The following is a 24481-nucleotide window of genomic DNA, read 5'->3' as shown; positions in this document are numbered from 1 at the left end:
ATTTAATATTATGAAAAGTTCAAAACTTATTTCATCGGCCATTGCTATGCTTATATGTTTCCTAACATTTGGGCAAGAAAAAAACATCACTGGTACTGTAACCGACAAGAATGGTCCACTACCAGGCGCATCAATTGTTATTAAAGGAACTACCAATGGAGTTGCTTCAGATACTTATGGAAAGTATGCCATAAAAGCTAAAAGTGGTGACGTATTAGTCTTTAGTTACATTGGATACCAAACAAAAGGCGTTACAGTTGGTACTTCAAATACAATCAATGTAGTTTTAAATGAATTATCCAATCAATTACAAGAGGTTGTGGTTGTAGGTTCTGGAAGAAATGCAATTTATTCTGATGATAATAACATAAAATCTGCACCTCAACAATCTGAAATTTCGGAGGTTGTGTATGACAAAAGTGAAAAATCAACTGTATTGAATAATGTAGTTGTTGTTGGTGCATTAGGAATAAAAAGAACAAAAGATGCAACAGTTTCTTCTCAAAAAACAATTAGCTCTAGAGAATTAAACCAAACCTCTAATCCAAATGTTTTACAATCATTGAATGGAAAAGTTTCTGGTTTACAAGTAAATGCTACAAGTAATGGTGTAAATGGAGAAACAAGAGTTGTTTTGAGAGGAAATCGATCAATAACTGGAAATAATCAAGCATTAATTGTGATTGATAATGTTATTTCATCAACTGAAGCATTAAATCAACTTCCACCAAATATTGTTGATAATGTAAATGTTATTAAAGGAGCTCAAGGAGCTGCATTATATGGTGAACAAGGTGTTAATGGAGTAATAGTTGTTACTACAAAAAAAGGATATAATAATAAAACGACCATTGAATATGATGATACAGAAGAGGAAGAAAAAACACCTGTAAAACCAAAATCGACCAAAATTGAAGTTGATCAAGAGGAATATGAAAACTTTATCGAAAATCAATTTGAAAGTCCAAAAAGCGCACCACTTTCTACATTTTCAATTGATGTTGATAATGCTTCTTATACAAATGTAAGACGATTTATAAATAATGGTCAAACAGTTCCAAAAGATGCGGTAAGAGTTGAAGAAATGGTTAATTTTTTCAAATATAATTATCCTCAACCTCAAAATGAACATCCTTTTTCAATAAATACCGATTACAATGATTGTCCTTGGAACAGCAACAATAAAATTGTTCGCATTGGCTTGCAAGGAAAAGATATTCAAACAAAAGATTTACCAAATTCAAATTTGGTTTTTCTTATTGATGTATCGGGTTCAATGAGTGATACTAACAAATTGCCATTACTAAAACAATCTTTAAAAATATTGGTGAATCAACTTCGCAAAGAAGATAGAATATCAATTGTAGTCTATGCTGGAGCAGCAGGTTTAGTTCTGCCTTCTACGTCTGGAAGTGAGAAAGAAACCATAATAAACTCTTTAGATAAACTAAATGCTGGTGGAAGCACTGCTGGTGGCGCTGGCATTGAATTGGCTTACAAAGTAGCACAAGAGAATTTTATTAAAAATGGAAATAACAGAGTAATTCTAGCAACAGATGGCGATTTTAATGTTGGAGCATCATCGAATACTGATATGCAAACTTTAATTGAAGAAAAAAGAAAATCAGGTGTTTTCTTAACATGTTTAGGTTATGGAATGGGAAATTACAAAGACAGTAAAATGGAAGTTCTTGCCGACAAAGGAAACGGAAATTATGCTTATATCGACAACATTCAAGAAGCCAATCGTTTTCTTGGTAAAGAGTTTAAAGGTTCGATGTTTGCTATAGCAAAAGATGTAAAAATTCAAATTGAATTCAATCCGAGTTTAGTTCAAGCTTATCGTTTAATTGGATATGAAAACAGAAAATTGCGTCCTGAAGACTTTAAAAATGATGCCATCGATGCTGGTGAATTAGGAAGTGGTCATACCGTTACGGCTTTATATGAAATTATTCCAACAGGTGTAAAAAATGAATTGTATCAAGAACCATCTGATTTAAAATATACTAAAACAGATGCTTCAAGTACAAATTTCAATAACGAATTAGCTACAATTAAATTCCGTTATAAAAAACCTGATGGTGATAAAAGTACAGAAATGACTGCACTTATTTCTAACAAACATGATGCCTTTTACACTGCATCGTCAGACTTTAAATTTAGTGTAGCTGTAGCATGGTTTGGATTAAAACTAAGAGACTCAAAACTAGTTCTTAATAAATCATCAATAGATATTGCTGCTTTAGCTAAAGAAGGATTGGTAAATGATTCAGAAGGTTACAGAGCTGAATTTATCAGACTAGTTGAAGCAATAAAATAAATAGTTAGGTTAAATTGGTTAATTAAAAAACCCGATAAGTTCATAGAATTTATCGGGTTTACTTTATATGATAGTCTTAATACTTAATACTAAAGTCTTAATACTTAAAATTACTTCTCAATTTCTTTCAAAGAATCCATTTTCTTGTGAGCTAAGAAACCTTTTATGTCTTCAAAATGCTCTTTCACTCGTTTGTTTCCGAATTCAAATACTTTGGTAGCCAATCCGTCAAGGAAATCTCTATCGTGTGAAACTAGAATTAAAGTTCCATCAAAATCACGCAAAGCATCTTTGATAATGTCTTTAGTTTTCATATCTAAGTGATTTGATGGCTCATCCAAAATTAGAAGATTTACAGGTTCTAACAATAATTTAATCATTGCCAAACGCGTTTTTTCACCACCAGAAAGTACTTTTACTTTTTTGGTTGTATCATCGCCATGAAACATAAAAGCTCCAAGAATATTTTTTATTTGAGTTCGAACATCACCAACGGCAATATTATCAATTGTTTCAAAAATAGTAGCGTTTTCGTCTAATAAAGCCGCTTGATTTTGAGCAAAGTAACCAATTTGAGCATTATGTCCGACCTCAACCGAACCACTATTGATTTCGATTTCTTTCATGATGGCTTTAATCATAGTTGATTTTCCTTCACCATTTTTACCAACAAAAGCTACTTTATCGCCGCGTTCAATTACGATATTAGCATCTTTGAAAATCAATTTATCGCCATACGATTTCTCTAAATCTTTAACAATTACCGGATATTGACCTGAACGAATTGATGGTGGAAATTTCAACTTCAAAGCCGAATTATCAATTTCATCCACTTCGATAGGAACAATTTTTTCTAACATTCTAACACGCGATTGAACGGCATCGGTTTTTGAAAAAGTACCACGAAATCTGTCAATAAATGCTTGATTATCTGCGATGTATTTCTGTTGCTCGTCGTATGCTTTTTGCTGATGAACGCGTCTGTCTTTTCTTAATTCTAAATAATGAGAATATTTGGCTTTGTAATCATAAATTCTTCCCATTGTAACTTCGATAGTTCTATTTGTAATGTTATCTACAAAGGCTCTATCGTGCGAAATTACCATTACGGCTTTAGCTTGATTGATTAAAAAATCCTCCAACCATTCGATACTATCCATATCTAAGTGATTAGTTGGCTCATCTAGAAGAATTAAATCTGGTTTTGTTAGTAAGATTTTTGCTAATTCAATTCGCATTCTCCAACCACCTGAAAATTCTTTTGTTGGACGATTGAAATCTTCTCTTTCAAATCCTAATCCTTTTAATATTTTTTCAACTTCGGCTTCATAATTCACTTCTTCAATTGAATAGTATTTTTCAGATAATTCCGAAACTCTTTCAATCAATTTCATATAGTCATCACTTTCATAATCGGTACGAATGGTCAATTGTTCGTTGATTTCGTCGATTTCTTTTTTCATATTTAACACCGCAGCAAACGCTTTTGATGTTTCTTCCATTACCGTACAATTATCTTCTGTTAATAAATGTTGAGGCAAATAGGCAACAACCGCATCACTTGGCGCTGAAATATTTCCACGTGTTGGTTTATTTGCACCGGCAACAATTTTTAACAAGGTAGATTTTCCTGCACCATTTTTACCCATTAAGGCAATTTTATCAGTTTCATTGATAGCAAATGTTACTTCACTAAAAAGAGTTGTTCCACCAAATTCAACGGCAATATCGTTAACTGTAATCATTTTAGATTGTTAGATTTTTAGATAATTAGATTATCAGATTTTTTTTTTGAAGGTGCAAAGATAGATTAATTAAGGAATTTATCAATTTCAATATCAGAAAAAAAAGGTTTGTTTTTCAATGATTTATTAATTGAAATGCTAATTTTTTAAAGTTTAAATAATTCGGAAGATTTAGTTACACAATTTGAAAGGCAAAAAATAAATTTAGAGTAATTTTGAAAATCTAATGAAACCTTATGCCATTAATTGACTATAGTTTTTTAAGCAAAATTTTACCGAAAGCGAAGATTAAAAAATCGTTCCAAAAAGCGAAACAATCTTATCTTATTCGAATAAGAATAGCAACTTCGTTATTTTTCTTCGGAATGGGTTTTTGCTTTGCAACTTGGGCAAGTAGAATTCCTGATTTAAAATTAAGTTTGAATTTAAGCGAATCTGATTTAGGTTCAATTTTATTTGCTTTACCAGCAGGTCAATTAATTGCAATGCCTTTATCTGGAATAGTTGTAGCAAAATATGGCAGTAGAAAAATAGCCATTTTAGGACTTTTTGTTTATGCTTTTTTCTTGACTTTATTAGGTTTACCGACAGAAAGTTGGCAATTAGCTTTAGGTTTATTTCTCTTCGGATTTTTTGGTAATTTTTGCAATATTGCTGTAAATAGTCAAGGCGTTTTTACACAGCAATTGTTTGACAAACCTATCACAGGATCGTTTCATGGTTCATGGAGTTTGGCTGGATTTTCTGGAGCTTTATTAGCTTTATTAATGCTTTATTTAAAATTATCTCCATTTCAACATTTCCTAATAGTTTTATTGATTATAACTTTATTAATTGCAACTAATTATAATTATTTAGTAAAAGTCAAACCTCAAAAACCAGTAGAAAAAGAGAAAACCTCATTCTTCAAAATTCAAGATAAGACTTTGATTTGGTATGGCTTGATTTGCTTTTTATGTATGGCGAGTGAAGGAATAATGTTTGATTGGAGTGGTGTTTATTTTAAAGAAATTGTAAATGCACCTGGCGCATTAGCTATTTTGGGTTACACTTCCTTTATGATAACTATGGCAATTGGACGCTTTTTAAGTGATGTTTTAGTTCGAAAATTTGGTTCAAGAAATGTGATTCTTACCAGTGGATTTGTGATATCAATCGGATTATATTGCGCTGTTTTATTTCCTTATTTGATTCCCTGTACAATGGCTTTTATGTTAGTTGGATTTGGAGTTTCTAATGTAATTCCGATTGTATTTAATGCAGCTGGAAACAGCAAAAAAGTTTCAACAAGTGTTGCGTTAACAATAGTCTCAAGCATCAGCTTTGTCGGATTTTTAATTGGACCACCAGTAATAGGTTACATTGCCGAACTTACAAGCTTGAAATATTCGTTTGCCTTTATTGGAGTTTTTGGCGTTTTAATTTCGACTTTATCCTATAAACTGAATTTGTTTAGATAACATTACTTAATATCTGAAGCTTCAATAATTTTAATTAATTCTTCTTTCTTTTCAGAATATTTTTCAAAACCACAGTTAGTTCCCATTTTTGAATAATACTTTGTATAATTTTCAAATTGATTTTTATAATACTCTGATTTTAAATAAAAATATAAAGTTTCATTATCTAAAACATCTAATTTTTCTGAGGAAAGTTTGTTTAATTTGTATTCAGAATTAAGATTATTTATTTCTTTTATAAACTTGTCTTGAACAGTAACTTTCTCTTCTTTATTTTTTGACTTTAAGTCTATAAATAATTTATCAAGCTTTATTGTTATTTGATTTAATGTATCCAATTTTCCTGATTTATAACCAAAATCTTCTTGTTTTGCACTAATTGCTTCAGAAATTTGCTTGGCTTGAATTTCATAAAAACTAGAAGTTTCTTTTAAATTTTCAAGAAGTAAACTTTCTGTAGTATATTTTTCTTGTTTACATGAAAAACATAGTAGAACTAAAAATAGAATTACAAATTTATTCATATATTCATAATTAGTTTTCTTTAAATAGCTTTTAATCAGCAACAAAATAATCTAAATCATTATGTCTTGGAACAATATAAACTCGTTCCCAAACATCTCCATCAAGAATTTTCCAAGAATGACCTTCACCGTCAATATCTTTTGCTATTAGAATAATTCCAGGCTCAATTATAAACGTATTTCCTTCGGAAGTTGTGAACTCTAGTTTTCCTTTTAAAGTTACTACAAATTGTTCTCTTGGTGCTGTGTGTTGCTCTTGTTGCCAAGGTTCAATCTTGGTTTGAATGTTGAAATATTCGACTTCAATTTTATGGTATTCTGGCAAAGTTCCTGTTTCAAAATAGGAATTTCCAAGATCATCATTTAGTAATCGAATTGCTTTCATATTTAATTTATAAACTCAATCTAAATTCCTCAATTACTGGACTTGCTTTTCCGTAATCAACTTCTTGAATGAATAATTCAGCAGCTTTTGAAGTTTGAATACTTGGTAGAACATTCGCTTGATTGTTGTGTCTTAAAACTGTATTTATCCCAACTGCTTCTATTTTTTCTTGTAATGAAATAGCTAGAACTTCTTCTCCTGAAAATATTTTGATTAAACCCATTTTTGTGTTTTATATTGTATAGATGTATATTGTAAACTGCGACTGAAAACTAAAAACTACTCCTCGTCTTCCATTTCGAAGAAAAGCGGTTCAATCATAATTTTATCTGCTAATACTTCAACTCTTTCTGTAATTTCTGAGCAAAAGAAAATGCGTTGTGTTTTTTCTACACTTGCTGAAAGGCGCAAAATGATGGCATCCATTCGTTGCTTGAATAATAAATCAGCATCATCAACGATAAACATTTTTATTGTATTCATATTGAATCCTGCTGACGAAAATAAGGCGTTGATTTTATTTGGTGTTCCAATAAGTATATCTAAACCCATAGAAATTACATTTTTGTCATAATCGGTATCGCCTTTATCGTGAACTCCAAAAATACTTAAATCCGTATAATTTCCGAATTTTAAGAAAAGTTCTTCCATTTCTAGAACTCGCTCTTTGTTTTCAACAATGATTAAGGCACGCGTACTCTCGTCGTGGGTTTTTTCTAATCGCTGAATCACATTTAAAACAATAGTTGTAGTTTTTCCTGTTCCACTTGGTGATTGAATTACAGCGTCTTTTCCACTTTTAATTGTAGAAAATGTTTCTTGTTGCATTTCATTGGCTTCGATTAAATCGTTTTCAATTAGTGCTTGCTGTAAGTTTGGGTTTATTTTTTTTAATTGCATTTCTTTTAGTTGTCGGTTGTCGGTTGTCGGTTGTCAGTTCTTTTTAGTGACTGATAACAGATAACTGACAACAATTTATTTACTCGCAAATAACTTCACGTCTGTTTCAGAAATTTCGTTTCCTCCTAATATTATAAGGCGTTCTACTACGTTTCTTAATTCACGAATGTTACCTGTCCAATCGTATTCTTGTAATAATTTGGTAGCTTCAGTTGAAAATGTTTTTTGTGCGTTTCCTTGTTCTTCAGCTATTTTTGAGGCAAAATGTTCGATTAACAAAGGTATGTCATCTCGTCGGTCATTCAATGCTGGAACTTTAATTAAAATTACAGCCAATCTGTGGTACAAATCTTCACGGAAACGTCCTTCTTCGATTTCTTTTTTCAAGTCTTTGTTTGTTGCAGCAACTACACGAACATTGACTTTTATATCTTTATCAGCACCAACTCTTTGAATTAAACTTTCTTGTAAAGCTCTTAAAACTTTAGCTTGTGCAGCCAAACTCATATCGCCAATTTCATCAAGAAAAATAGTTCCGCCATCGGCTGCTTCGAACTTTCCTGCTCTATCTTTAACTGCAGAAGTAAAAGCACCTTTTACGTGACCAAACAATTCGCTTTCAATTAATTCTGATGGAATTGCAGCACAGTTTACTTCAATTAATGGATAAGACGCTCTTTCGCTTTTTTCGTGCAATTGATGAGCTACTAATTCTTTTCCAGTTCCGTTTGGTCCAGTGATTAAAACTCTTGCGTCAGTTTGAGCTACTTTTTCAATCATTTGTTTGATGTGATTGATTGGTTCTGAATTTCCAATCATTTCGTAGTTTTTGCTGACTTTTTTCTTCAGAATTTTGTTTTCAACAACCAATTGTTTTTTGTCTAAAGCATTTCGAACGGTGTTCAAAAGACGATTTAAATCTGGTGGTTTTGAGATGTAATCAAATGCGCCAAGACGCATAGTATTGATAGCTGTTTCCATATCGCCGTGACCTGAGATCATTACGATTGGAATTTCGGGTTTGATTTTTTTTACGGCTTCTAATAATTCTTCACCGTCCATTTTTGGCATTTTGATGTCGCAAAGAACTAAATCGTAATCGGAATTTTTTATTTTTTCAAGTCCTTGAACGCCATCTTCGGCTTCTTCTACTTGGTAAGTATCATTTTCTTCAGAAAGGATTTTGGTTAAAACTCTTCTGATGGATGCTTCGTCTTCTATGATTAATATTTTTGACATACTCTTTTATATGTTGTAAATTGGATGTTGAGAGTTCAAAGGTAACAAAAATTAAAATGGTTTTTCTCTTAGCCCTGATTGGAGCAGTTACCGTGTAACGCGGAAAGCAGGAACAAGGATTACTGATAAAGCCCGAGCCATTCGCTTCAAATAATTTTACTTTTTCTTTATAACAGCAATACCTGAAAAGGATACCGCTTGAAAAGTTTGATTAGGTTCTGTTGTAAAAACCAATCCCATTTCTCTTGTTACATAACCTTTTTTAATTCCTATTACGGCATCACAACATTTTGATTTTGCTAGATTAGTAAGTGTTTTTAGTTGGTCTTCTTCTCTTCCTGTATATTCTGCTTGTACTTCTATTAAACCGACTCTTTCGTATTCAAAATTGACTGGTTCGCCTTCAAAAAGTAATTGAACTTCGGTTGGTGGTGATGGACAATTATCTTTGTAATCAGTTTTTAAAGGAGTAAAAATTTCATGAGGATTATATCCAACACACGAATGAAGCAAAATAGATATAGTTGCTACAGAGAATAATCGAAAAAAGGTTTTCATTTTAATTAATATTTAAGCCATTTATAAAGTTCTTTCCAAGATGGTTTTTTACCGTACATTAGAATTCCGACGCGGTAAATTTTACTTGCAAACCAAACTACACCAAGAAATGTACCAAAAAGTAAGGTCATTGAGATTGCAATTTGCCACCAAGGCACACCAAAAGGAATTCGCATCATCATTACGATTGGTGATGTGAGTGGAATCATTGAAAAAACGGTTGCCACTGTTCCGTGTGGATCGTTTATTACGGTGAAAAATCCGATGTAAACTCCCAAGATTAAAGGCATTATTATAGGTAACAAGAATTGTTGTGAATCGGTTTCGTTGTCAACCGCAGCTCCAATGGATGCGTAAAATGAACTATAAAGAAAATATCCTCCTATGAAATAAATAATGAAAGATATTAGAATTGTCGCTATTGGCAAATTCCATAATTCTTTAATATACATTTGAATATCGCTACCCATTCCTTTTTGAGCCATTTGCATTGCTTCTTGTGTTTGTACTGATGCTGTTGCTCCCATTTGAACACCAAAAATGGACGACATGATGAACATCGCTGTCATACCAAGTAATGCCCAAATAAGAAATTGCAAAATTCCTGCTAATGAGGTTCCAATAATTTTTCCCATCATTAACTGGAATGGTTTTACTGACGAAATGATGACTTCAATAATACGAGACGTTTTCTCTTCAATAACGCTTCGCATAACCATGTTTCCGTAAATAACTATAAACATCATGATTAAATATCCAAATGCGCCACCGATTCCGATTTTGATTTCGTTTAATCCTTTCAAGGCAGTTTCACCCGATGCTTTGTTTAGTTTTATAGAAACATCTGCTTTCGATTGATTGATTTTTAAGGTATCTAAACCTTGTTTTTGATAATTTTCAGCCGTAATTCTTTTAGCTATCACGTCTTCAATATCTTCCACGAACATAACACCTGGACTATCATTAGAAACATATTGAATGTTCTTTTGAAGTGAAGTATTATCAGTAGATTTTGGAATAATTAAAAGGCCTTCATAGCTTTCGCTGATGATGCTATCCTTTAGGACTTTTAAATCTACGTTGGATAAATTTAAGTATTTGTATTCTTCATCGCTTTTGAAATCATTGACAAATCTTCCGGTTTCGTCGTGTATGGCAATGGTTTTTAAATCGGCTTTCATTTGGCTCAAATAACCAACAAAAACTCCAATTCCGACAAATAACAAAGGACTCAAAAACGTCATTACAATGAAGGATTTATTGCGAACTTTGGCAATGAATTCTCTTTTTATGATTAGTAGTAGCTTGCTCATATATATTTTAAATTCCAATATTTAAAATTCCAAATTCCAAAATTTATTTTGCTTCTTTCTTGGAATTTGGGATTTGAAAATTGATTTTTTATTCCGTTACAGTTTTAATAAAAATATCGTTTACACTTGGGATTTTTTCCATAAAATGGGTTACTTGCCCACGTTGAATTAAAGTGTTTAGTAATTCATTAGGAGTTGCGGTTCCAAGGTTGATTTCTAGTTTTAATTCGTCATTTAGTGATTTAAAATCGGTTTGAGAAAGTGTGAATTTTTGTGATAAATCATACATTAAACCTTCGATATTGTTGCTTAGAATTCCGACTTCGTAACTGTTGGTTCTGAATTGTTTTTTGACATCAGTTAGTTTTCCTTCAATCAGTTTATTGGATTTGTGAATCAACGCAATGTAATCGCACATTTCTTCAACGCTTTCCATTCGGTGTGTTGAAAAAATTACAGATGTTCCTTGCTTGTTCAATTCGATGATTTCGTCTTTAATCAAATTGGCATTTACTGGATCAAATCCTGAGAAAGGTTCGTCTAGAATTAATAATTTGGGTTTATGTAAAACAGTAACCACAAATTGTACTTTCTGAGCCATTCCTTTGGAAAGTTCTTGCATTTTTTTGTTCCACCAACCTTGAATTTCTAGTCTATCAAACCAATAATCTAATTGCGTTTTGGCTTCTTGCTTAGATAAACCTTTTAATTGTGCTAAATATAAACATTGCTCACCAACTTTCATGGTTTTGTATAAGCCTCGTTCTTCTGGCATATATCCGATGAAGGCAACGTGTTCTGGTTTTAAAGGTTCGCCATCTAGGATTACTTCACCACTATCGGGCATTGTAATTTGGTTGATGATTCTAATTAAGGATGTTTTTCCGGCGCCATTCGGACCAAGAAGTCCGTAGATGCTGCCTTTTGGAACTGAAAGAGAAACTTCGTTTAGCGCGGTATAATCACCATATTGCTTTACGACATTTTTTACTTCAAGTATATTGCTCATTATGAAAATTAATTTGTGTAAAAGTACAGAATTAGTAGCTATTTGAAAGTTTTTGTTACAAAAAAAACCCACCCTTATTTTGACACAAGGATGGGAAAAATTGCTATGAAAAAGAAATTACCTGTTTCCAAGTAATTAGTCAAATGTAGAAATAATTTTATAATTATGAAAACATATCTTTAACTTTTTCAAAAAAAGATTTATCGCTCTTTTCTGGATGCGGAATAAAGTTATCATCCGTTAGCGATTTTTCAAAGAATTGTCGTTGTTCTTTGTTTAATGTCTTTGGTGTCCAAACGTTTACGTGAACTAATAAATCACCACTTCCGTAGCTGTTTAAACTCGGAATTCCCTTACCTTTTAATCGTAAAATCTTACCCGATTGGATTCCTTCTTCTAGTTTGATACGAACTTTTCCGTTTACTGCTTCAATTTCTTTAGAAACTCCTAAAGCTGCTTCTGGGTAACTTATATATAAATCGTAGTGAAGATTTTCACCTTCACGTTTCAAAAATTCGTGTTCTAATTCTTCAATGGCTACAATTAAGTCACCTGCAATTCCATTTCCTGGTGCGTCATTTCCTTTTCCGGAAACTTTTAGCTGCATGCCATCAACAACTCCTGCTGGAATTTTGATTGAAACAGTTTCGTCTTCTAGAATCATTCCGTGCGCATCGGCATTGTTGGGTTTGCTTTCAATTGTTTGCCCTGCGCCACCACATGTTGGACAAGTCGTTGCGGTTTGCATTCTACCCAAAATCGTATTGGTTACTCTCAAAACCTGACCTTGACCATTACATGCCGAACAGGTTTTATAACGAACACCCGGAGCTTGGATTTTTCTTTTAACTTTTACTTTTTTCTCAACACCATTGGCAACTTCTTCCAGAGTTAATTTAACTTTGATACGAAGATTGCTTCCTTTTACGCGACGTTGTCCTCCAGAATTTCCTCCGAAACCACCAAATCCGCTGCCACCAAAAGCGCCACCAAAAATATCACCGAATTGGCTGAAAATATCATCCATATTCATGTGACCGCCACCACCATAACCTCCAGCGCCATCGAATGCTTGATGTCCGTATTGGTCGTATTTTGCTTTTTTGTTTGGATCGCTTAAAACTTCATAAGCTTCTGCACAAGATTTAAAATTTTCTTCTGCTTCAGCATTTCCTGGATTTTTGTCAGGGTGAAATTCTATGGCTTTCTTTCGATAAGCTTTTTTTATTTCTTCTGGTGAGGCACTTTTTGTGATGCCTAATATTTCGTAAAAATCTTTTTTCATGTTGTTGTATTAAGATTTAAGTATTAAGTAGTAAGACAATGCAGAAAACTTAATACATAAAAATATATTATTGTCCTAAAATAACCTTTGGGAAACGGATAATTTTGTCTCCTAATTTGTATCCTTTTTCTATGACATCGACAATTTTACCTTTTAAATCGTCTGATGGTGCTGGAATTTGGGTAATTGCTTCTGCGAAATCGGCGTCAAAGGAGTCACCTGCTTTTATTTCAACTTCTTCTAATCCTTTGGAAACTAGTGTTGATTTTAATTTTTCGTGAATTAATTCTACTCCTTTTAAAAGCACTTCGTCATCAGATTTGGCAATCTGTGTCATAGCTCTGTCAAAATCGTCAAGAACTGGCAACATGGCTTGTAAAACTTCTTGATTGGCAGTTCTGAATAAATCGATGCGCTCTTTTGAAGTACGTTTTTTATAGTTTTCGAATTCGGCAAAAAGGCGTAAAAATTTATCTTTTTCTTTAGCTAATTCTTCCTCTAGTTTTTGCTCAACGGTTAATTCTTCTGCTGCTTCAACTTCTGGCGTTGCTTCATTTGTAGGGTTTCCTTCAGATTGAGTTGCCATTTCATTTTCATTTTCAAGAATTTCTTTATCAGTATTTTCAGTACTCATTGTGCTTTTGTTTTTAAATATATTTTTGATGTTCATTATTGACTTTTTATCACGAAGATTTAGTTTGCAAAAGTACTGCCATTTCTTTAAAAATGTCAAATTGTCACAAATTTTTACCATAAAGTCACAAAGAAATCGAGAAGAACACAAAGATTTTAATTGATATTTAAGAATAATATCTCGTGAAAAACTGAATTTAGAAACCTAAAGATGGAGTTTAGCCGTGATGGGAGAAGTTACCATGTAACTCGGACAGCGCGAAAATGGATTAAAAAATGCCTGAAGTGATGCTTCTTAAAAACTTTAATAAAACTTTAAGAGTTTTGCTCCTCGAAATCGTTATATTTGAATTTATAAAAGGTTATGATTCGCTGAAAAGCAAAAGATATTATTAATTCAAGTTGAAAAAAGTTCTAGCAAAAACTAGAACTTTTTTTATTTTATGATGTTTTCAAGCGCTTCGTTAAGTGTTGGAAATTGATATTTAAAACCGATTTCTTGGGCTTTTTTTGGAAGAATATTCTTGTTGTTGAAAAGCAGAATATGCATTTCGCCGAGGATTAATTTCATAACAAATTGAGGAACATTTGGCAAAAACAAAGGTCTTTTTAGTTGTTTTGCGATGGCTTTTGTTAACTCTTGATTACTAACAGGATTCGGTGAAACTGCATTGATAATACCTTCCGTTTGATTTTGAATCACAAAATAATAAAGATTAGCTACATCGGTTAAATGAATCCAAGATTGCATTTGTTTTCCTGAACCAAAACCTGAACCAACATACATTTTGATAGGTTTTATCATTTCTAGAAGCGCACCGCCTTTTTCGGAAAAAACGATTCCCGTGCGAAGTTTGGTGACTTTTAAATTTAGTAATTTGAATTGATTAGCACTTTCCTCCCATTTTTGAACTACATGACCGAGAAATGTATTGTCTATTTGGGTTGATGTTTCGTCATAAATGTTGGAATAGCTATCAGGATAGATGGCTGTTCCAGATGCTGAGATAAAATGTTTTACCTGATGTGGTGCTTTTTTGAGTAAATTGAACAGTAAATTGGCAGACAAAACGCGACTTTCAATTAATTCTTGTTTGTAAGAATCGGTCCATCTTTGTGAAATGGATGCACCTGCAAGGTGAACAATAGTATCGACACCATCGAGACAATTATCATCAATTTTTCCTTCTTGTGGATTCCAATAAAAGCCATAGTAATTGTCTTTATTTTGGATTTTTTGTGACGATGTTGTAAGATAGTGAACGGTATGATTGTTTTTGAGAAGCACTGCTACCAATTCTTTTCCAATTAAACCTGTTGCACCTGTAATTAAAACTTTCATTTTCTTTTTTATTCAAAATTACGATTTATGATTCTAAAATCTAAGTTAATTGGTATTGGTTTAACTTTTGTTGAATAATTATATTTAATAAAGTTGCCACGAATTGCACAAATTGCCACGAATGAATTTAACACAGATTACACGAATTTAAAAGCACTTCGACTGCGCTCAGTGTGACAAAATCAACTGAAACGAGTTCTTGAGAATCTGAAACGAGTTCGGATTAAATTAAAAATCCCAACTTTCGCTGGGATTTTCGGTACAACTAAAACTATAAATAAATTCTAAATACTTGAAGATACACTTCCTCCAGAATCTTCTTTTTTTATGATGGTTTTGGGTTTGGAATTGTATTCAATTGAACCTCCACTATCGGCATCAGCATTTAAACTTACAATTGGATGAACAGTTATTGAAGCTGCGCTATCTGCGTGAGAAGTTACTTCGTTTGCTAATAAATTTGAAGCATCAATTTCAGCTCCACTATCGGCATGAGTTTTAAGTTTTAATGCTTTCCCTTCTGCTTTAATTTCTGCTCCGCTATCAGCATGAAGTTCAATAGCATCATACTCTAAAACGACATCGATATTTGAACCACTATCTGCTTCTAATATGATGGTTGTATTTCCTAACAAAGTGTTTTTGCTTGTGACTTCTGCTCCACTATCTGCAGAAATACCTTCAATTTTAGGCATACGAATTCTTACTGTTTCAGCACTTGTATTGTTGATATTACCTTCAAATTTAACAACTAACGTTCCGTTTTCAACTTTGGTAATCAATTGTTTTTGAAGATTTTGATCGGTTTCAACTTCAACCATTACTGATTCTCCTTGCTCTACAATAAGTTCAATTCCGTGACTTACTTCAACTTTGGTAAACTTATCGGATATGATTCTTTTTTCTTTTGTCACATTTCCGTTTCCTTCAATTCCCATATTGTATTTGCAGGACGAGAACAATAAAGCTACAATCGCTACAACCAATATTTTTGTACAAAAAACTATAAATTTTATCATGATTATTTAGTTTTAATGATTATTCCGTCTTTGTTGATTGTTAAGCTTCCTGGCTCATTTTTTCCTGTTGTGGTTTGAATTACTTCTTTACCATTTACCTTTACTGAAACCGTTTTGATAGAATCATTTTCTTCAATAACATTGATATCTTCTGTTTCTGCATCATTATTTTGAGAGTCATCGTCTGGACAATTTAAACAATCTAATTCTGAACCATTCACTTTATATTTATATCCTTCTGGACCATAATAGTAATCGAAATCAGCGTTGTTTCCACTTAAATATTGCTCTACATTTTCACTTGGATAATACACAATTCCTTCTGGTAAATAAAGATAAACCTCAACCATTTGACCTCTAAATTTATTTTTTGTCTCTGTAATAAAATAGTTGTCTAGAATTAATTCGTTACCAACAATTTTGTAGCTATATTTAATTTTTTGAGCTCTTTGATTGGCTTCTGCAAATGATTTTCCTTGGGCTAATTTTTCAACTTGAACATATGGAAAAGCTTTATCCGTTTTTTTCAAATGAATGGTAACGTTTGTTGAATGAATTACTTCATTTCCAAGTGAATCTTGCACAATTCTGTAATCGCTTCTATCGTCAATTCTTTTTGAATAAAAATCATTGTAGGCAAATCTTACTTTTAAGGTATCCGTTGCTGCAACAGTTATATTTTGTTTATCTAAAGCCTTTCCCGAATAAGCCAACTGATTAGCTTCGCTGATTCCTAAAGAAATTAAAATACCTATTGCTATAATCCAAATGGCTAACAAACTGTATTTAGCAATATTTCCAATTGATTTTAAATTAGTTACTAATAATTTCAAACCTAGAATGATAAGAAAAAACAATGGAATTCCTGCAGCAAGAAAGAATAAAATTCCTTGCGCCCATATTGGCGTTTCTAATCCTATGGGCGTTTTGATAAATTCAACTATTTTATTATCGGGCATTGAAGATGAAAATAACATCACCACTGAAACTACCGCAACAACTAAAAATAAAAATGATGAAAAAACAACTATTAATGCACCTAAAACTTTGGCAAAAGCTCCAAAAACTGATGTAAAAGCATTTCCTAATTTAGAACCTGCTGATTCAGCTCCTGACTTTATATGGTTTCCCATTTTGTCGTAATCTGCATTTTTTATTTTATCAGAAACGTTTTCAAACTCTTCTCTAACTTTTTTTTCAATGTTTGAAATGGTTACCGGTTCGCCTGTCATTTCTAATTTTTCAGAAGTTGTAATGGCTTTTGGAGTTGCAATCCAAAGGATTAAATACACAATTAAAAACCAACCAAAACTTACTAATGCAAAAATTAAGAAAATTATTTTTATCCAAACAGAGTCAATTCCTGTGTAATGACCTAAACCTGTACAAACACCTGCAATTAAACCTCTATCCTTATCACGGTATAATTTTTTAGTTTTATTTGGAACATAAAATGGTTCGTTTTTAGAAGCTTCAGCATCATCGTCAATTCGATAATCTTCTGGTTGTCCCATAACGGCAACTACTTGATCAACATCAACATTATTGATAACATGTTTGTCGCTTTTTTGTCTTTCTGTAAAAAGCTCAGCTACACGCATTTCAATGTCTTTCATGATTTCATCTTTACCTGATGAATTTGAAAGTGAACGTTTTATAGCATCAAAATATCTTGATAACTTTTGGTATGCATCTTCATCTATGTGAAAGAATAAACCACCTATATTAATATTTACTGTTTTGTTCATGATTGTTATTTTTGATTGGTTATGATGTTTACGGCGTCAGAAAGTTCTGTCCAAGTTCCGTTTAATTCGTTTAAAAATGTTTTTCCTAATTCGGTCAACTCATAATATTTTCTTGGCGGACCTGAAGTTGATTCTTCCCAACGATAGTTGAGTAAACCGTCATTTTTTAATCTTGTCAATAGCGGATAAACTGTTCCCTCTACTACAAGCAATTTTGCGTTTTTTAAAGTGTCTAGTATTTCAGATGTGTAGGCTTCTTTTTCTTTTAAAACAGATAAGATGCAGAACTCTAAAACACCTTTTCGCATTTGGGCTTTTGTGTTTTCAATGTTCATAATTCGATTTTGATTTTTTAATTAAACTGTTCATTTTTTTTGATTGATTTTATTGATGATTGAAACTTATTATTTAAAGAATGGTATTGTTAAAGGATATTTATAACGCTCACCATTGGAAGCTTTTACTGCGGCATATATAATTAGTATAAATTCAAATACTTTTAGAAACATAAAAAGTACAAATGCTACAATTGCGATTCCGATGAAAGTTGTGATTTCTTGATTTCTAAAACTATTGAATTCAATTTCAAAATTACTAAAGGTGCAATTGGTTCCTATCAAATCTACAAATCCATAGATTAAAAGCGGTAAAGAAATTAAAACTAAAATTAAACTATACATAAAAACGCTTAACTGAAAATTCAAAATTTGTTTTCCGTTATAGTCTACAAATTCAGAATCATTTTTTTTAGCACTCCATATAATTATAGGAGCAATAAAATTTCCTAATGGAAAAACATATTGAGCAAAGGAACTCAAATGTGTTACTGATGCAATGGTACGTTCGTTAGTTGGTGTCATTTTATTTTGATTTTTGATTGATGATTAAAATTTGATTTCAACAATACTATAGATAGCTTATTAATTTCTTATACAAAGATACAACCAAAAAAAGGTATTATGCATTACAAAGTACTTAAATTTAACATTTTATTAACATTAAGGTTTTAGTATGAGTGCATAGTATTTTTTGTATATTTACAACAAAATCAATACTTCATGAAATTTTCACCTTCAAAATTGAATACTTTTTTATTTTTCAAATTACCTTCTGCATTTTGGTGCGGAGTAAGAACAAAATACATTTCACCTGAAAAATGTGTTGCGACAGTAAAACACCGTTGGTTTAATCAGAATCCGTTTAATTCAATGTATTTTGCGATTCAAGCTATGGCAGCTGAGCTTACTACTGGTGCTTTAGTTATGTATCAAATAAAGAAGAGCGGTAAAAATATTTCGATGTTAGTTGCCAATAACAAAGGAAACTTTACCAAAAAAGCTAAAGGAAGAATAACATTTACTTGCAATGATGGCACTATAATTGAAGATGCTATCAAGAAAACCATAGCAACTGGAGAAGGACAAACACTTTGGCTAAAATCAATAGGCGTTGATGAAAAAGGTGACCAAGTTTCTGAAATGGATTTCGAATGGAGTGTCCGTGTGAAATAATTATGATAGATTTTATAATTCTATTAACATTGCTTTTCATAAATTTGACCTCAAATTAAATACATAATGAAAAAAACAATCTTCCTTACCTTATTATTGATAACTACTCTCTCCTATTCTCAAAAGAAAGAAAAAGTAAAAGGTTCAAAAATTGTAACTACAGAAATTAAGAAAATAGAACCTTTTGAAGCTATCGAAGTTTTAGATAACATCGAAGTTTTTATTGTAAAAGGAACTGAATGTGGATTAGAAATTGAAGCCGACGATAATTTACATGATGCTATTGATATTGTTTTAAATGGTTCAACTTTAAAATTATCAACTTTAAAAAATGCTTTTGGTTATAAAAAATTAAGCGTCAGAATTACATATACAGATACTTTTAAATCAATAATTACTAGAAACGAATCAAGTGTGACAGCTCTTGCAGACATAGAGTTAGAAAATATTACTCTTAAAAGTTATGACGAATCTAAGTTGTTCATTAATTCAAAAGCGAAGAATTTTACTTTAATTATGGATGATAAATCTAAAATTGAATTGAATTCAAAAGCGGATAAATCTTCGATAACGTTGAGTAAAAACGCTAAACTAAAAGCTTTAATCACTTCAAAAGATTTAACTTTTGATATGTATCAAAAAACGGATGCAGTTGTAGAAGGAGATGTTGACGATTTAAAACTTCGTTTAGACAATAATGCAACATTTGATGGAAAAAAATTAACTTCAAAAAATGTTTCCGTCATATCGGAATCATACACTAATGTTAGTGTTTTATGTACTTCAAATATAATTATAGAAGCTTCAGGAAAATCGGAAATTGAATTGTATGGTGATCAAAAAGTAGAATTGAAACGATTTGTTGACAGTGCTATTTTAAGGAAAAAACCAACGAAATAATTATTATAACCGAGTTTAGCTCGGTTTTTTTATTTTTAAAAATAAATATTGAATTTGTTAAAAAGAAAAAAGTCCTTTCAAATAAATGAAAAGACTTTTGTCGGGGTGGCAGGATTCGAACCTGCGGCCTCCTGCTCCCAAAGCAGGCGCGATAACCGGGCTACGCTACACCCCGAAAGCGAGTGCAAATATAATACTAAAAATTACTTCTCAAAATCTTTTCAAAGAATAATTAAAATTTATATTAAAATAGTTTTTTGTCAACTACTTTACATTAAAATATTTTAAGAAAAACTTACCTTTGCATTTCATAAAAACAAACTAGTCATGTCTGATACAATAGAAAAAGTAAAATGTCTTATAATAGGTTCTGGTCCTGCTGGTTATACAGCGGCAATTTATGCAGCTAGAGCTAATATGAATCCGGTTCTTTATCAAGGAACGCAACCTGGTGGACAATTAACCACTACCAATGAAGTAGAAAACTGGCCTGGAAATCCTGAAGGAATTACTGGACCACAAATGATGATTGGTATTGAAGAACAAGCCAAACGTTTTGGAACTGATGTTCGTGATGGTTGGGTTACAAAAGTTGACTTCTCTGGAGAAATTCACAAAGTATGGGTAAATGATTCTAAAGAAATTCACTGCGAAACCGTAATTATTTCAACTGGTGCAACAGCAAAATATTTAGGTCTTCCATCTGAACAACATTATTTGAATATGGGTGGCGGAGTTTCTGCTTGTGCGGTTTGCGACGGATTTTTCTACAGAAACCAAGAAGTTGTAATTGTTGGTGCTGGAGATTCTGCGTGTGAAGAAGCGCATTACTTATCTAAACTGTGTAAAAAAGTTACTATGTTGGTAAGAAGTGAGAAATTTAGAGCTTCTAAAATCATGGAACAACGTGTTAGAAATACTGAAAATATCACAATTTTAATGAACCACGATACAGTTGAAGTATTAGGTGATGGTCAAGTTGTTACTAGCGTAAAAGCTTTAAACAAAACTACAAACGAAGAACTTGAAATTCCTGCAACTGGATTTTTTGTAGCTATTGGACACAAACCAAATACGGATATTTTTAAAGACTATTTAACATTAGACGAAACAGGTTATATTGTAAACATTCCTGGAACTTCTAAAACTAATGTTGCTGGAGTTTTTGTGGGTGGTGATGCTGCCGATCACGTTTACAGACAAGCCATTACTGCTGCTGGAACTGGTTGTATGGCGGCTTTGGATGCTGAAAGATATTTAGCTGCAAAGGAGTAATTTGCCACGAAGACGCTAAGGCGCGAAGATTTTCAAAAAATAAATTACAGAAGCTGTTCCTTTATGGAATGGCTTTTTTATTTAGAAAAAAGTCTTTTGAAAACTGAATTTAGTGTTTAAAGATTACTATTTAGCCCTGATAGAAATGAAAATCTCGTCTTTTGGGACGAGATTGTAATGGATAGCAGGAACACGGAAACCAAAAACTCCCAAGCCTTTCGCTCCTAAAAACAAAAAAACCGAACATTGCTGCTCGGTTATTACATATTGAATAATTGAAATTAATCATTCATAGAAATTAAAAACTCTTCGTTATTTCTAGTTTTCTTGATTTTATCGTTTATGGTATCCATTGCTTCTACTGGGTTCATGTCGGCTAGGAATTTACGTAGAATCCACATTCGTTTTAATGTGTTTTCGTCTAATAATAAATCGTCGCGACGCGTACTTGAAGACGTTAAATCGATGGCTGGGAAAATTCTACGATTAGCAATTTTTCTATCTAATTGTAGCTCCATATTACCTGTTCCTTTGAATTCTTCGAAGATTACTTCATCCATTTTCGAACCAGTTTCAGTCAATGCTGTTGCGATGATACTTAACGAACCACCGTTTTCTACATTACGAGCTGCTCCGAAGAAACGTTTTGGTTTTTGCAATGCATTGGCATCAACTCCACCTGAAAGTACTTTTCCTGATGCAGGTTGAACCGTATTGTAAGCTCTTGCCAAACGTGTAATCGAATCTAAAAGAATCACTACATCGTGACCACATTCTACCAATCGTTTAGATTTTTCAAGAACAATATTGGCAATTTTAACGTGTTCCATTGGTTCACGGTCGAAAGTTGAAGCGATAACTTCTCCACGAACGCTTCGTTGCATATCGGTTACCTCTTCTGGACGTTCGTCAATTAATAAAACGATTAAATAAACTTCTGGATGATTGGCAGCAATGGCATTGGCGATGTCTTTTAGCAACATTGTTTTACCTGTTTTTGGTTGTGCCACAATCATTCCACGTTGTCCTTTACCTATTGGTGAAAATAAATCGATTATTCTTGTTGAAGTGCTGGCTTGTCTGTCGGCAATTCTGAATTTTTCTTGTGGAAATATTGGTGTTAAATGATCAAACGAAACTCTATCACGAACGACTTGCGGATCGTGACCATTTATTTTTAAAACTCTTACTAATGGAAAAAATTTCTCACCTTCTTTTGGCGGACGCACTACTCCTTTTACAGTATCACCAGTTTTTAATCCGAACAAACGAATTTGCGATGTTGAAAGATAAATATCATCTGGCGAAGCTAAGTAATTATAATCTGAAGAACGCAAAAATCCATATCCATCGGGCATCATTTCTAAAACACCTTCACTTTCAATGATTCCGTCAAACTCGTAATCGGCATCGCGGAAGTTGGGTTTGTTTTTATTCTTAAAATTTGGGTTTTGATTTGGATTCTGATTCGGATTTCCGTTACCATTACCGTTTTGATTAGGATTCTGGTTTGGGTTTTGATTAGGATTTTGGTTTTTATGCTTCTGATTAGGATTTTGATGTTTTACAGGAGCATTTTCTGTAGCTTGTTGAGTTCCTTCAGTTGAAGTTTCTTCTTCTTTTGGAGTACTTTCTGCTGTATTATCCTCTGATGTAACCTTTGCAGGTTTTACAAACTTAGGTTTCTTTTGAAATTTTTCTGGTTTAGAAGTAACTTCTTTTACTGGAGCGACTTCTTCCTGAACTGAAGGTTCTAACTGTTCAACAGGAGTTTCAGAAAATAAGTCTTTCGATTTTTTTTCAATTTTCGGAGAAGCTTCAGGAGCGATTCTAGCTCTTTTTACTTTCTCTTCTTTTGGTGCAGCTACTTTTTCCTGAGAACTATCAGATGAAGTTGCGGCTTGATGTTGTAAGATTTGCTCAATTAAAGCATCTTTCTTTACACCGTTAAATTTTATGGTTTTAGCCAATTTGGCAATTTCTTGAAGTTCAGATAACTTCATTCCTTTTAATGCAGAACTATCAAACATAAATGTTTATATATATTTTAATGGATTGAATGACAATACAAAATGTGTGGTGATTTTTTTATTGGAACATCCGTGTTTTTGAAGTACTTACGGATTTGTTATGCAATAATACGAATAATTTTCTATCAAGCAATAGTTTTTTAAAAAAAGAAAATATATTTTTGCGTTATAAATAAGTAATAATGTTACAAAGAATTCAAACCGTTTATTTAGCTATTGTATTCATTCTTGTAGGAGTGCTTCCATTTGTGTTTCCGCTTTGGAAATTTGAAGATGGAAAAGAATTCTATTTTATGAGTAAAATGCTATACCAAGTTTTGTTTGGATTGAGTACTGCTTTAACAGTATTAAGTATAATATCCTTTAAAAAAAGACAACAACAATTTGTTTTTAACAGATTGAATATGATATTAAATTTAATTTTATTAGGATTATTTGTTTATCGTTCACTAAATTTATCTGGAGAAACTCCTGTAGTTTCTGAGAAAGGTATTGGGATGTTTCTACCTATCATTTCTATCGTTATGCTGGTTTTGGCCAACAAAGCCATCAAGAAGGATGAAGATCTCGTAAAATCTGTTGACCGATTGAGATAAACCTATAAACTTAGTTTATTAGTGCGAAGAAAATCCTGAACGAAAGTTTGGGATTTTTTTGTTTGAAATAGTAGCCACAGATTCACAGATTATAATAAGATTACAAACAATCTGAACACTGATTACTGAACACTGATTACTGAACACTGATTACTGAACACTGATTACTGATTACTGAATACTACCTCTTCCCTATTTCCACAATCTCCAAATTCTGAATTTTATTGCCATCAATTTCAAATCGCAACATTGTTCGCACTTGGTGAAATCCTGAAATACCACATGCTCCTGGATTCATGTGAAGTAAATTCAAACTTTTATCAAATTGCACCTTTAATATGTGCGAATGTCCACAGATGAATAATTTTGGTGGATTTAACTTCAATTCCTCACGAACCGCTTGATTGTATTTTCCCGGATAACCGCCTATATGTGTAATCCATACATCAACACCTTCACACAAGAAGCGATTATTTAAAGGAAATTCCATTCGAGCTTTGTCGTCGTCAATGTTTCCGAAGACTGCTCGAAGTGGTTTTAGTTTTTTAATGGTATCGGTTACAACCAAATCACCAATATCGCCTGCGTGCCAAACTTCATCTGCTTGATTTACATATTTTAAAATTGTATCATCAATATGACTGTGCGTATCAGAAAGTAAAAGGATTTTTTTCATATTATTTGCC

The 24481-nt window shown here is 32.3% G+C and carries 24 protein-coding genes and 1 tRNA gene; 6 read left to right on the top strand and 19 right to left on the bottom strand.

Features of this window, described 5'->3' with window-relative positions:
* Nucleotides 1-10 precede the first annotated feature (10 nt).
* The gene (locus ACYU7A_RS09460; RefSeq protein WP_460576030.1) at nucleotides 11-2323 is read left to right on the top strand and encodes a vWA domain-containing protein; all 2313 of its coding nucleotides are present in this window, start codon (nucleotides 11-13) and stop codon (nucleotides 2321-2323) included.
* A 110-nt stretch (nucleotides 2324-2433) separates the two neighbouring features.
* On the opposite strand, the gene ACYU7A_RS09455 is transcribed toward ACYU7A_RS09460, so the two are convergent.
* Complete coding sequence (locus ACYU7A_RS09455) at nucleotides 2434-4068, bottom strand: ABC-F family ATP-binding cassette domain-containing protein (protein WP_345089460.1); 1635 nt, start codon at nucleotides 4066-4068, stop codon at nucleotides 2434-2436.
* Nucleotides 4069-4304: 236 nt separating this feature from the next.
* Here ACYU7A_RS09455 and ACYU7A_RS09450 point away from each other — a divergent pair, with 236 nt between their 5' ends.
* Nucleotides 4305-5528 carry an MFS transporter gene (locus ACYU7A_RS09450; protein ID WP_460576028.1) on the top strand — a complete coding sequence of 408 codons (1224 nt, stop codon included), beginning with the start codon at nucleotides 4305-4307 and terminating at the stop codon, nucleotides 5526-5528.
* 2 nt (nucleotides 5529-5530) lie between these two features.
* Here ACYU7A_RS09450 and ACYU7A_RS09445 read toward each other — a convergent pair whose 3' ends face one another.
* The 15 genes from ACYU7A_RS09445 to ACYU7A_RS09375 all read right to left on the bottom strand — a co-directional run bounded on the left by ACYU7A_RS09445 (nucleotide 5531) and on the right by ACYU7A_RS09375 (nucleotide 18343).
* Entirely contained in the window at nucleotides 5531-6052 is a 522-nt protein-coding gene (locus tag ACYU7A_RS09445; protein WP_460576026.1) for a hypothetical protein, read from the bottom strand.
* Between the two features lie 31 nt (nucleotides 6053-6083).
* Nucleotides 6084-6437, bottom strand: coding sequence for a cupin domain-containing protein (locus tag ACYU7A_RS09440; protein WP_460576024.1), 354 nt, complete (start codon nucleotides 6435-6437; stop codon nucleotides 6084-6086).
* 7 nt (nucleotides 6438-6444) lie between these two features.
* Entirely contained in the window at nucleotides 6445-6660 is a 216-nt protein-coding gene (locus ACYU7A_RS09435) for a DUF2007 domain-containing protein (protein WP_298307043.1), read from the bottom strand.
* A 56-nt stretch (nucleotides 6661-6716) separates the two neighbouring features.
* Nucleotides 6717-7337, bottom strand: a complete 621-nt coding sequence (locus ACYU7A_RS09430; protein WP_460576022.1) for a DEAD/DEAH box helicase — start codon at nucleotides 7335-7337, stop codon at nucleotides 6717-6719.
* A gap of 75 nt (nucleotides 7338-7412) precedes the next feature.
* Complete coding sequence (locus ACYU7A_RS09425) at nucleotides 7413-8576, bottom strand: sigma-54-dependent transcriptional regulator (protein WP_460576020.1); 1164 nt, start codon at nucleotides 8574-8576, stop codon at nucleotides 7413-7415.
* Between the two features lie 156 nt (nucleotides 8577-8732).
* On the bottom strand, nucleotides 8733-9134 hold the full coding sequence (locus tag ACYU7A_RS09420; RefSeq protein WP_460576018.1) for a hypothetical protein: 402 nt from the start codon (nucleotides 9132-9134) through the stop codon (nucleotides 8733-8735).
* A gap of 5 nt (nucleotides 9135-9139) precedes the next feature.
* Complete coding sequence (locus ACYU7A_RS09415; RefSeq protein WP_460576016.1) at nucleotides 9140-10447, bottom strand: ABC transporter permease; 1308 nt, start codon at nucleotides 10445-10447, stop codon at nucleotides 9140-9142.
* Between the two features lie 88 nt (nucleotides 10448-10535).
* Nucleotides 10536-11456 carry an ABC transporter ATP-binding protein gene (locus tag ACYU7A_RS09410; protein WP_344814944.1) on the bottom strand — a complete coding sequence of 307 codons (921 nt, stop codon included), beginning with the start codon at nucleotides 11454-11456 and terminating at the stop codon, nucleotides 10536-10538.
* Nucleotides 11457-11619: 163 nt separating this feature from the next.
* The gene (gene dnaJ / locus ACYU7A_RS09405) at nucleotides 11620-12741 is read right to left on the bottom strand and encodes a molecular chaperone DnaJ (RefSeq protein WP_460576013.1); all 1122 of its coding nucleotides are present in this window, start codon (nucleotides 12739-12741) and stop codon (nucleotides 11620-11622) included.
* A gap of 67 nt (nucleotides 12742-12808) precedes the next feature.
* A complete protein-coding gene (locus tag ACYU7A_RS09400; protein WP_460576696.1) occupies nucleotides 12809-13327 on the bottom strand; it encodes a nucleotide exchange factor GrpE in 519 nt (172 codons plus the stop codon).
* A 483-nt stretch (nucleotides 13328-13810) separates the two neighbouring features.
* The gene (locus tag ACYU7A_RS09395) at nucleotides 13811-14716 is read right to left on the bottom strand and encodes a TIGR01777 family oxidoreductase (RefSeq protein ID WP_460576011.1); all 906 of its coding nucleotides are present in this window, start codon (nucleotides 14714-14716) and stop codon (nucleotides 13811-13813) included.
* 284 nt (nucleotides 14717-15000) lie between these two features.
* The gene (locus ACYU7A_RS09390) at nucleotides 15001-15735 is read right to left on the bottom strand and encodes a head GIN domain-containing protein (protein ID WP_460576009.1); all 735 of its coding nucleotides are present in this window, start codon (nucleotides 15733-15735) and stop codon (nucleotides 15001-15003) included.
* Between the two features lie 2 nt (nucleotides 15736-15737).
* Nucleotides 15738-17483 (bottom strand): PspC domain-containing protein, encoded by a 1746-nt coding sequence (locus tag ACYU7A_RS09385; RefSeq protein WP_460576007.1) that lies wholly within the window; start codon nucleotides 17481-17483, stop codon nucleotides 15738-15740.
* A gap of 5 nt (nucleotides 17484-17488) precedes the next feature.
* Nucleotides 17489-17818 (bottom strand): PadR family transcriptional regulator, encoded by a 330-nt coding sequence (locus tag ACYU7A_RS09380; protein WP_035126226.1) that lies wholly within the window; start codon nucleotides 17816-17818, stop codon nucleotides 17489-17491.
* Between the two features lie 69 nt (nucleotides 17819-17887).
* Nucleotides 17888-18343 carry a DUF4870 domain-containing protein gene (locus ACYU7A_RS09375; protein WP_460576005.1) on the bottom strand — a complete coding sequence of 152 codons (456 nt, stop codon included), beginning with the start codon at nucleotides 18341-18343 and terminating at the stop codon, nucleotides 17888-17890.
* A gap of 198 nt (nucleotides 18344-18541) precedes the next feature.
* Here ACYU7A_RS09375 and ACYU7A_RS09370 point away from each other — a divergent pair, with 198 nt between their 5' ends.
* A complete protein-coding gene (locus tag ACYU7A_RS09370; protein ID WP_460576003.1) occupies nucleotides 18542-18994 on the top strand; it encodes a DUF4442 domain-containing protein in 453 nt (150 codons plus the stop codon).
* Between the two features lie 66 nt (nucleotides 18995-19060).
* Complete coding sequence (locus ACYU7A_RS09365; RefSeq protein WP_460576001.1) at nucleotides 19061-19894, top strand: GIN domain-containing protein; 834 nt, start codon at nucleotides 19061-19063, stop codon at nucleotides 19892-19894.
* Between the two features lie 100 nt (nucleotides 19895-19994).
* Here ACYU7A_RS09365 and ACYU7A_RS09360 read toward each other — a convergent pair.
* A tRNA-Pro gene (locus ACYU7A_RS09360) sits at nucleotides 19995-20069 on the bottom strand.
* 152 nt (nucleotides 20070-20221) lie between these two features.
* Here ACYU7A_RS09360 and trxB point away from each other — a divergent pair.
* Complete coding sequence (trxB, locus tag ACYU7A_RS09355) at nucleotides 20222-21169, top strand: thioredoxin-disulfide reductase (RefSeq protein WP_460575999.1); 948 nt, start codon at nucleotides 20222-20224, stop codon at nucleotides 21167-21169.
* Nucleotides 21170-21450: 281 nt separating this feature from the next.
* Here trxB and rho read toward each other — a convergent pair whose 3' ends face one another.
* Complete coding sequence (rho, locus tag ACYU7A_RS09350) at nucleotides 21451-23199, bottom strand: transcription termination factor Rho (protein ID WP_460575997.1); 1749 nt, start codon at nucleotides 23197-23199, stop codon at nucleotides 21451-21453.
* A 182-nt stretch (nucleotides 23200-23381) separates the two neighbouring features.
* On the opposite strand from rho, the gene ACYU7A_RS09345 reads away from it, so the two are divergent.
* Complete coding sequence (locus ACYU7A_RS09345; RefSeq protein ID WP_344814957.1) at nucleotides 23382-23795, top strand: DUF4293 domain-containing protein; 414 nt, start codon at nucleotides 23382-23384, stop codon at nucleotides 23793-23795.
* A 181-nt stretch (nucleotides 23796-23976) separates the two neighbouring features.
* Here the strand turns inward: ACYU7A_RS09345 and ACYU7A_RS09340 are convergent, their stop codons facing one another.
* Nucleotides 23977-24471, bottom strand: coding sequence for a metallophosphoesterase family protein (locus tag ACYU7A_RS09340; protein ID WP_460575995.1), 495 nt, complete (start codon nucleotides 24469-24471; stop codon nucleotides 23977-23979).
* Nucleotides 24472-24481: the final 10 nt, after the last annotated feature.

Source organism: Flavobacterium koreense (genome assembly GCF_054776075.1).
Note: the sequence above shows the minus strand (reverse complement) of the source record. Positions and strands in the feature narration are given on the sequence as shown.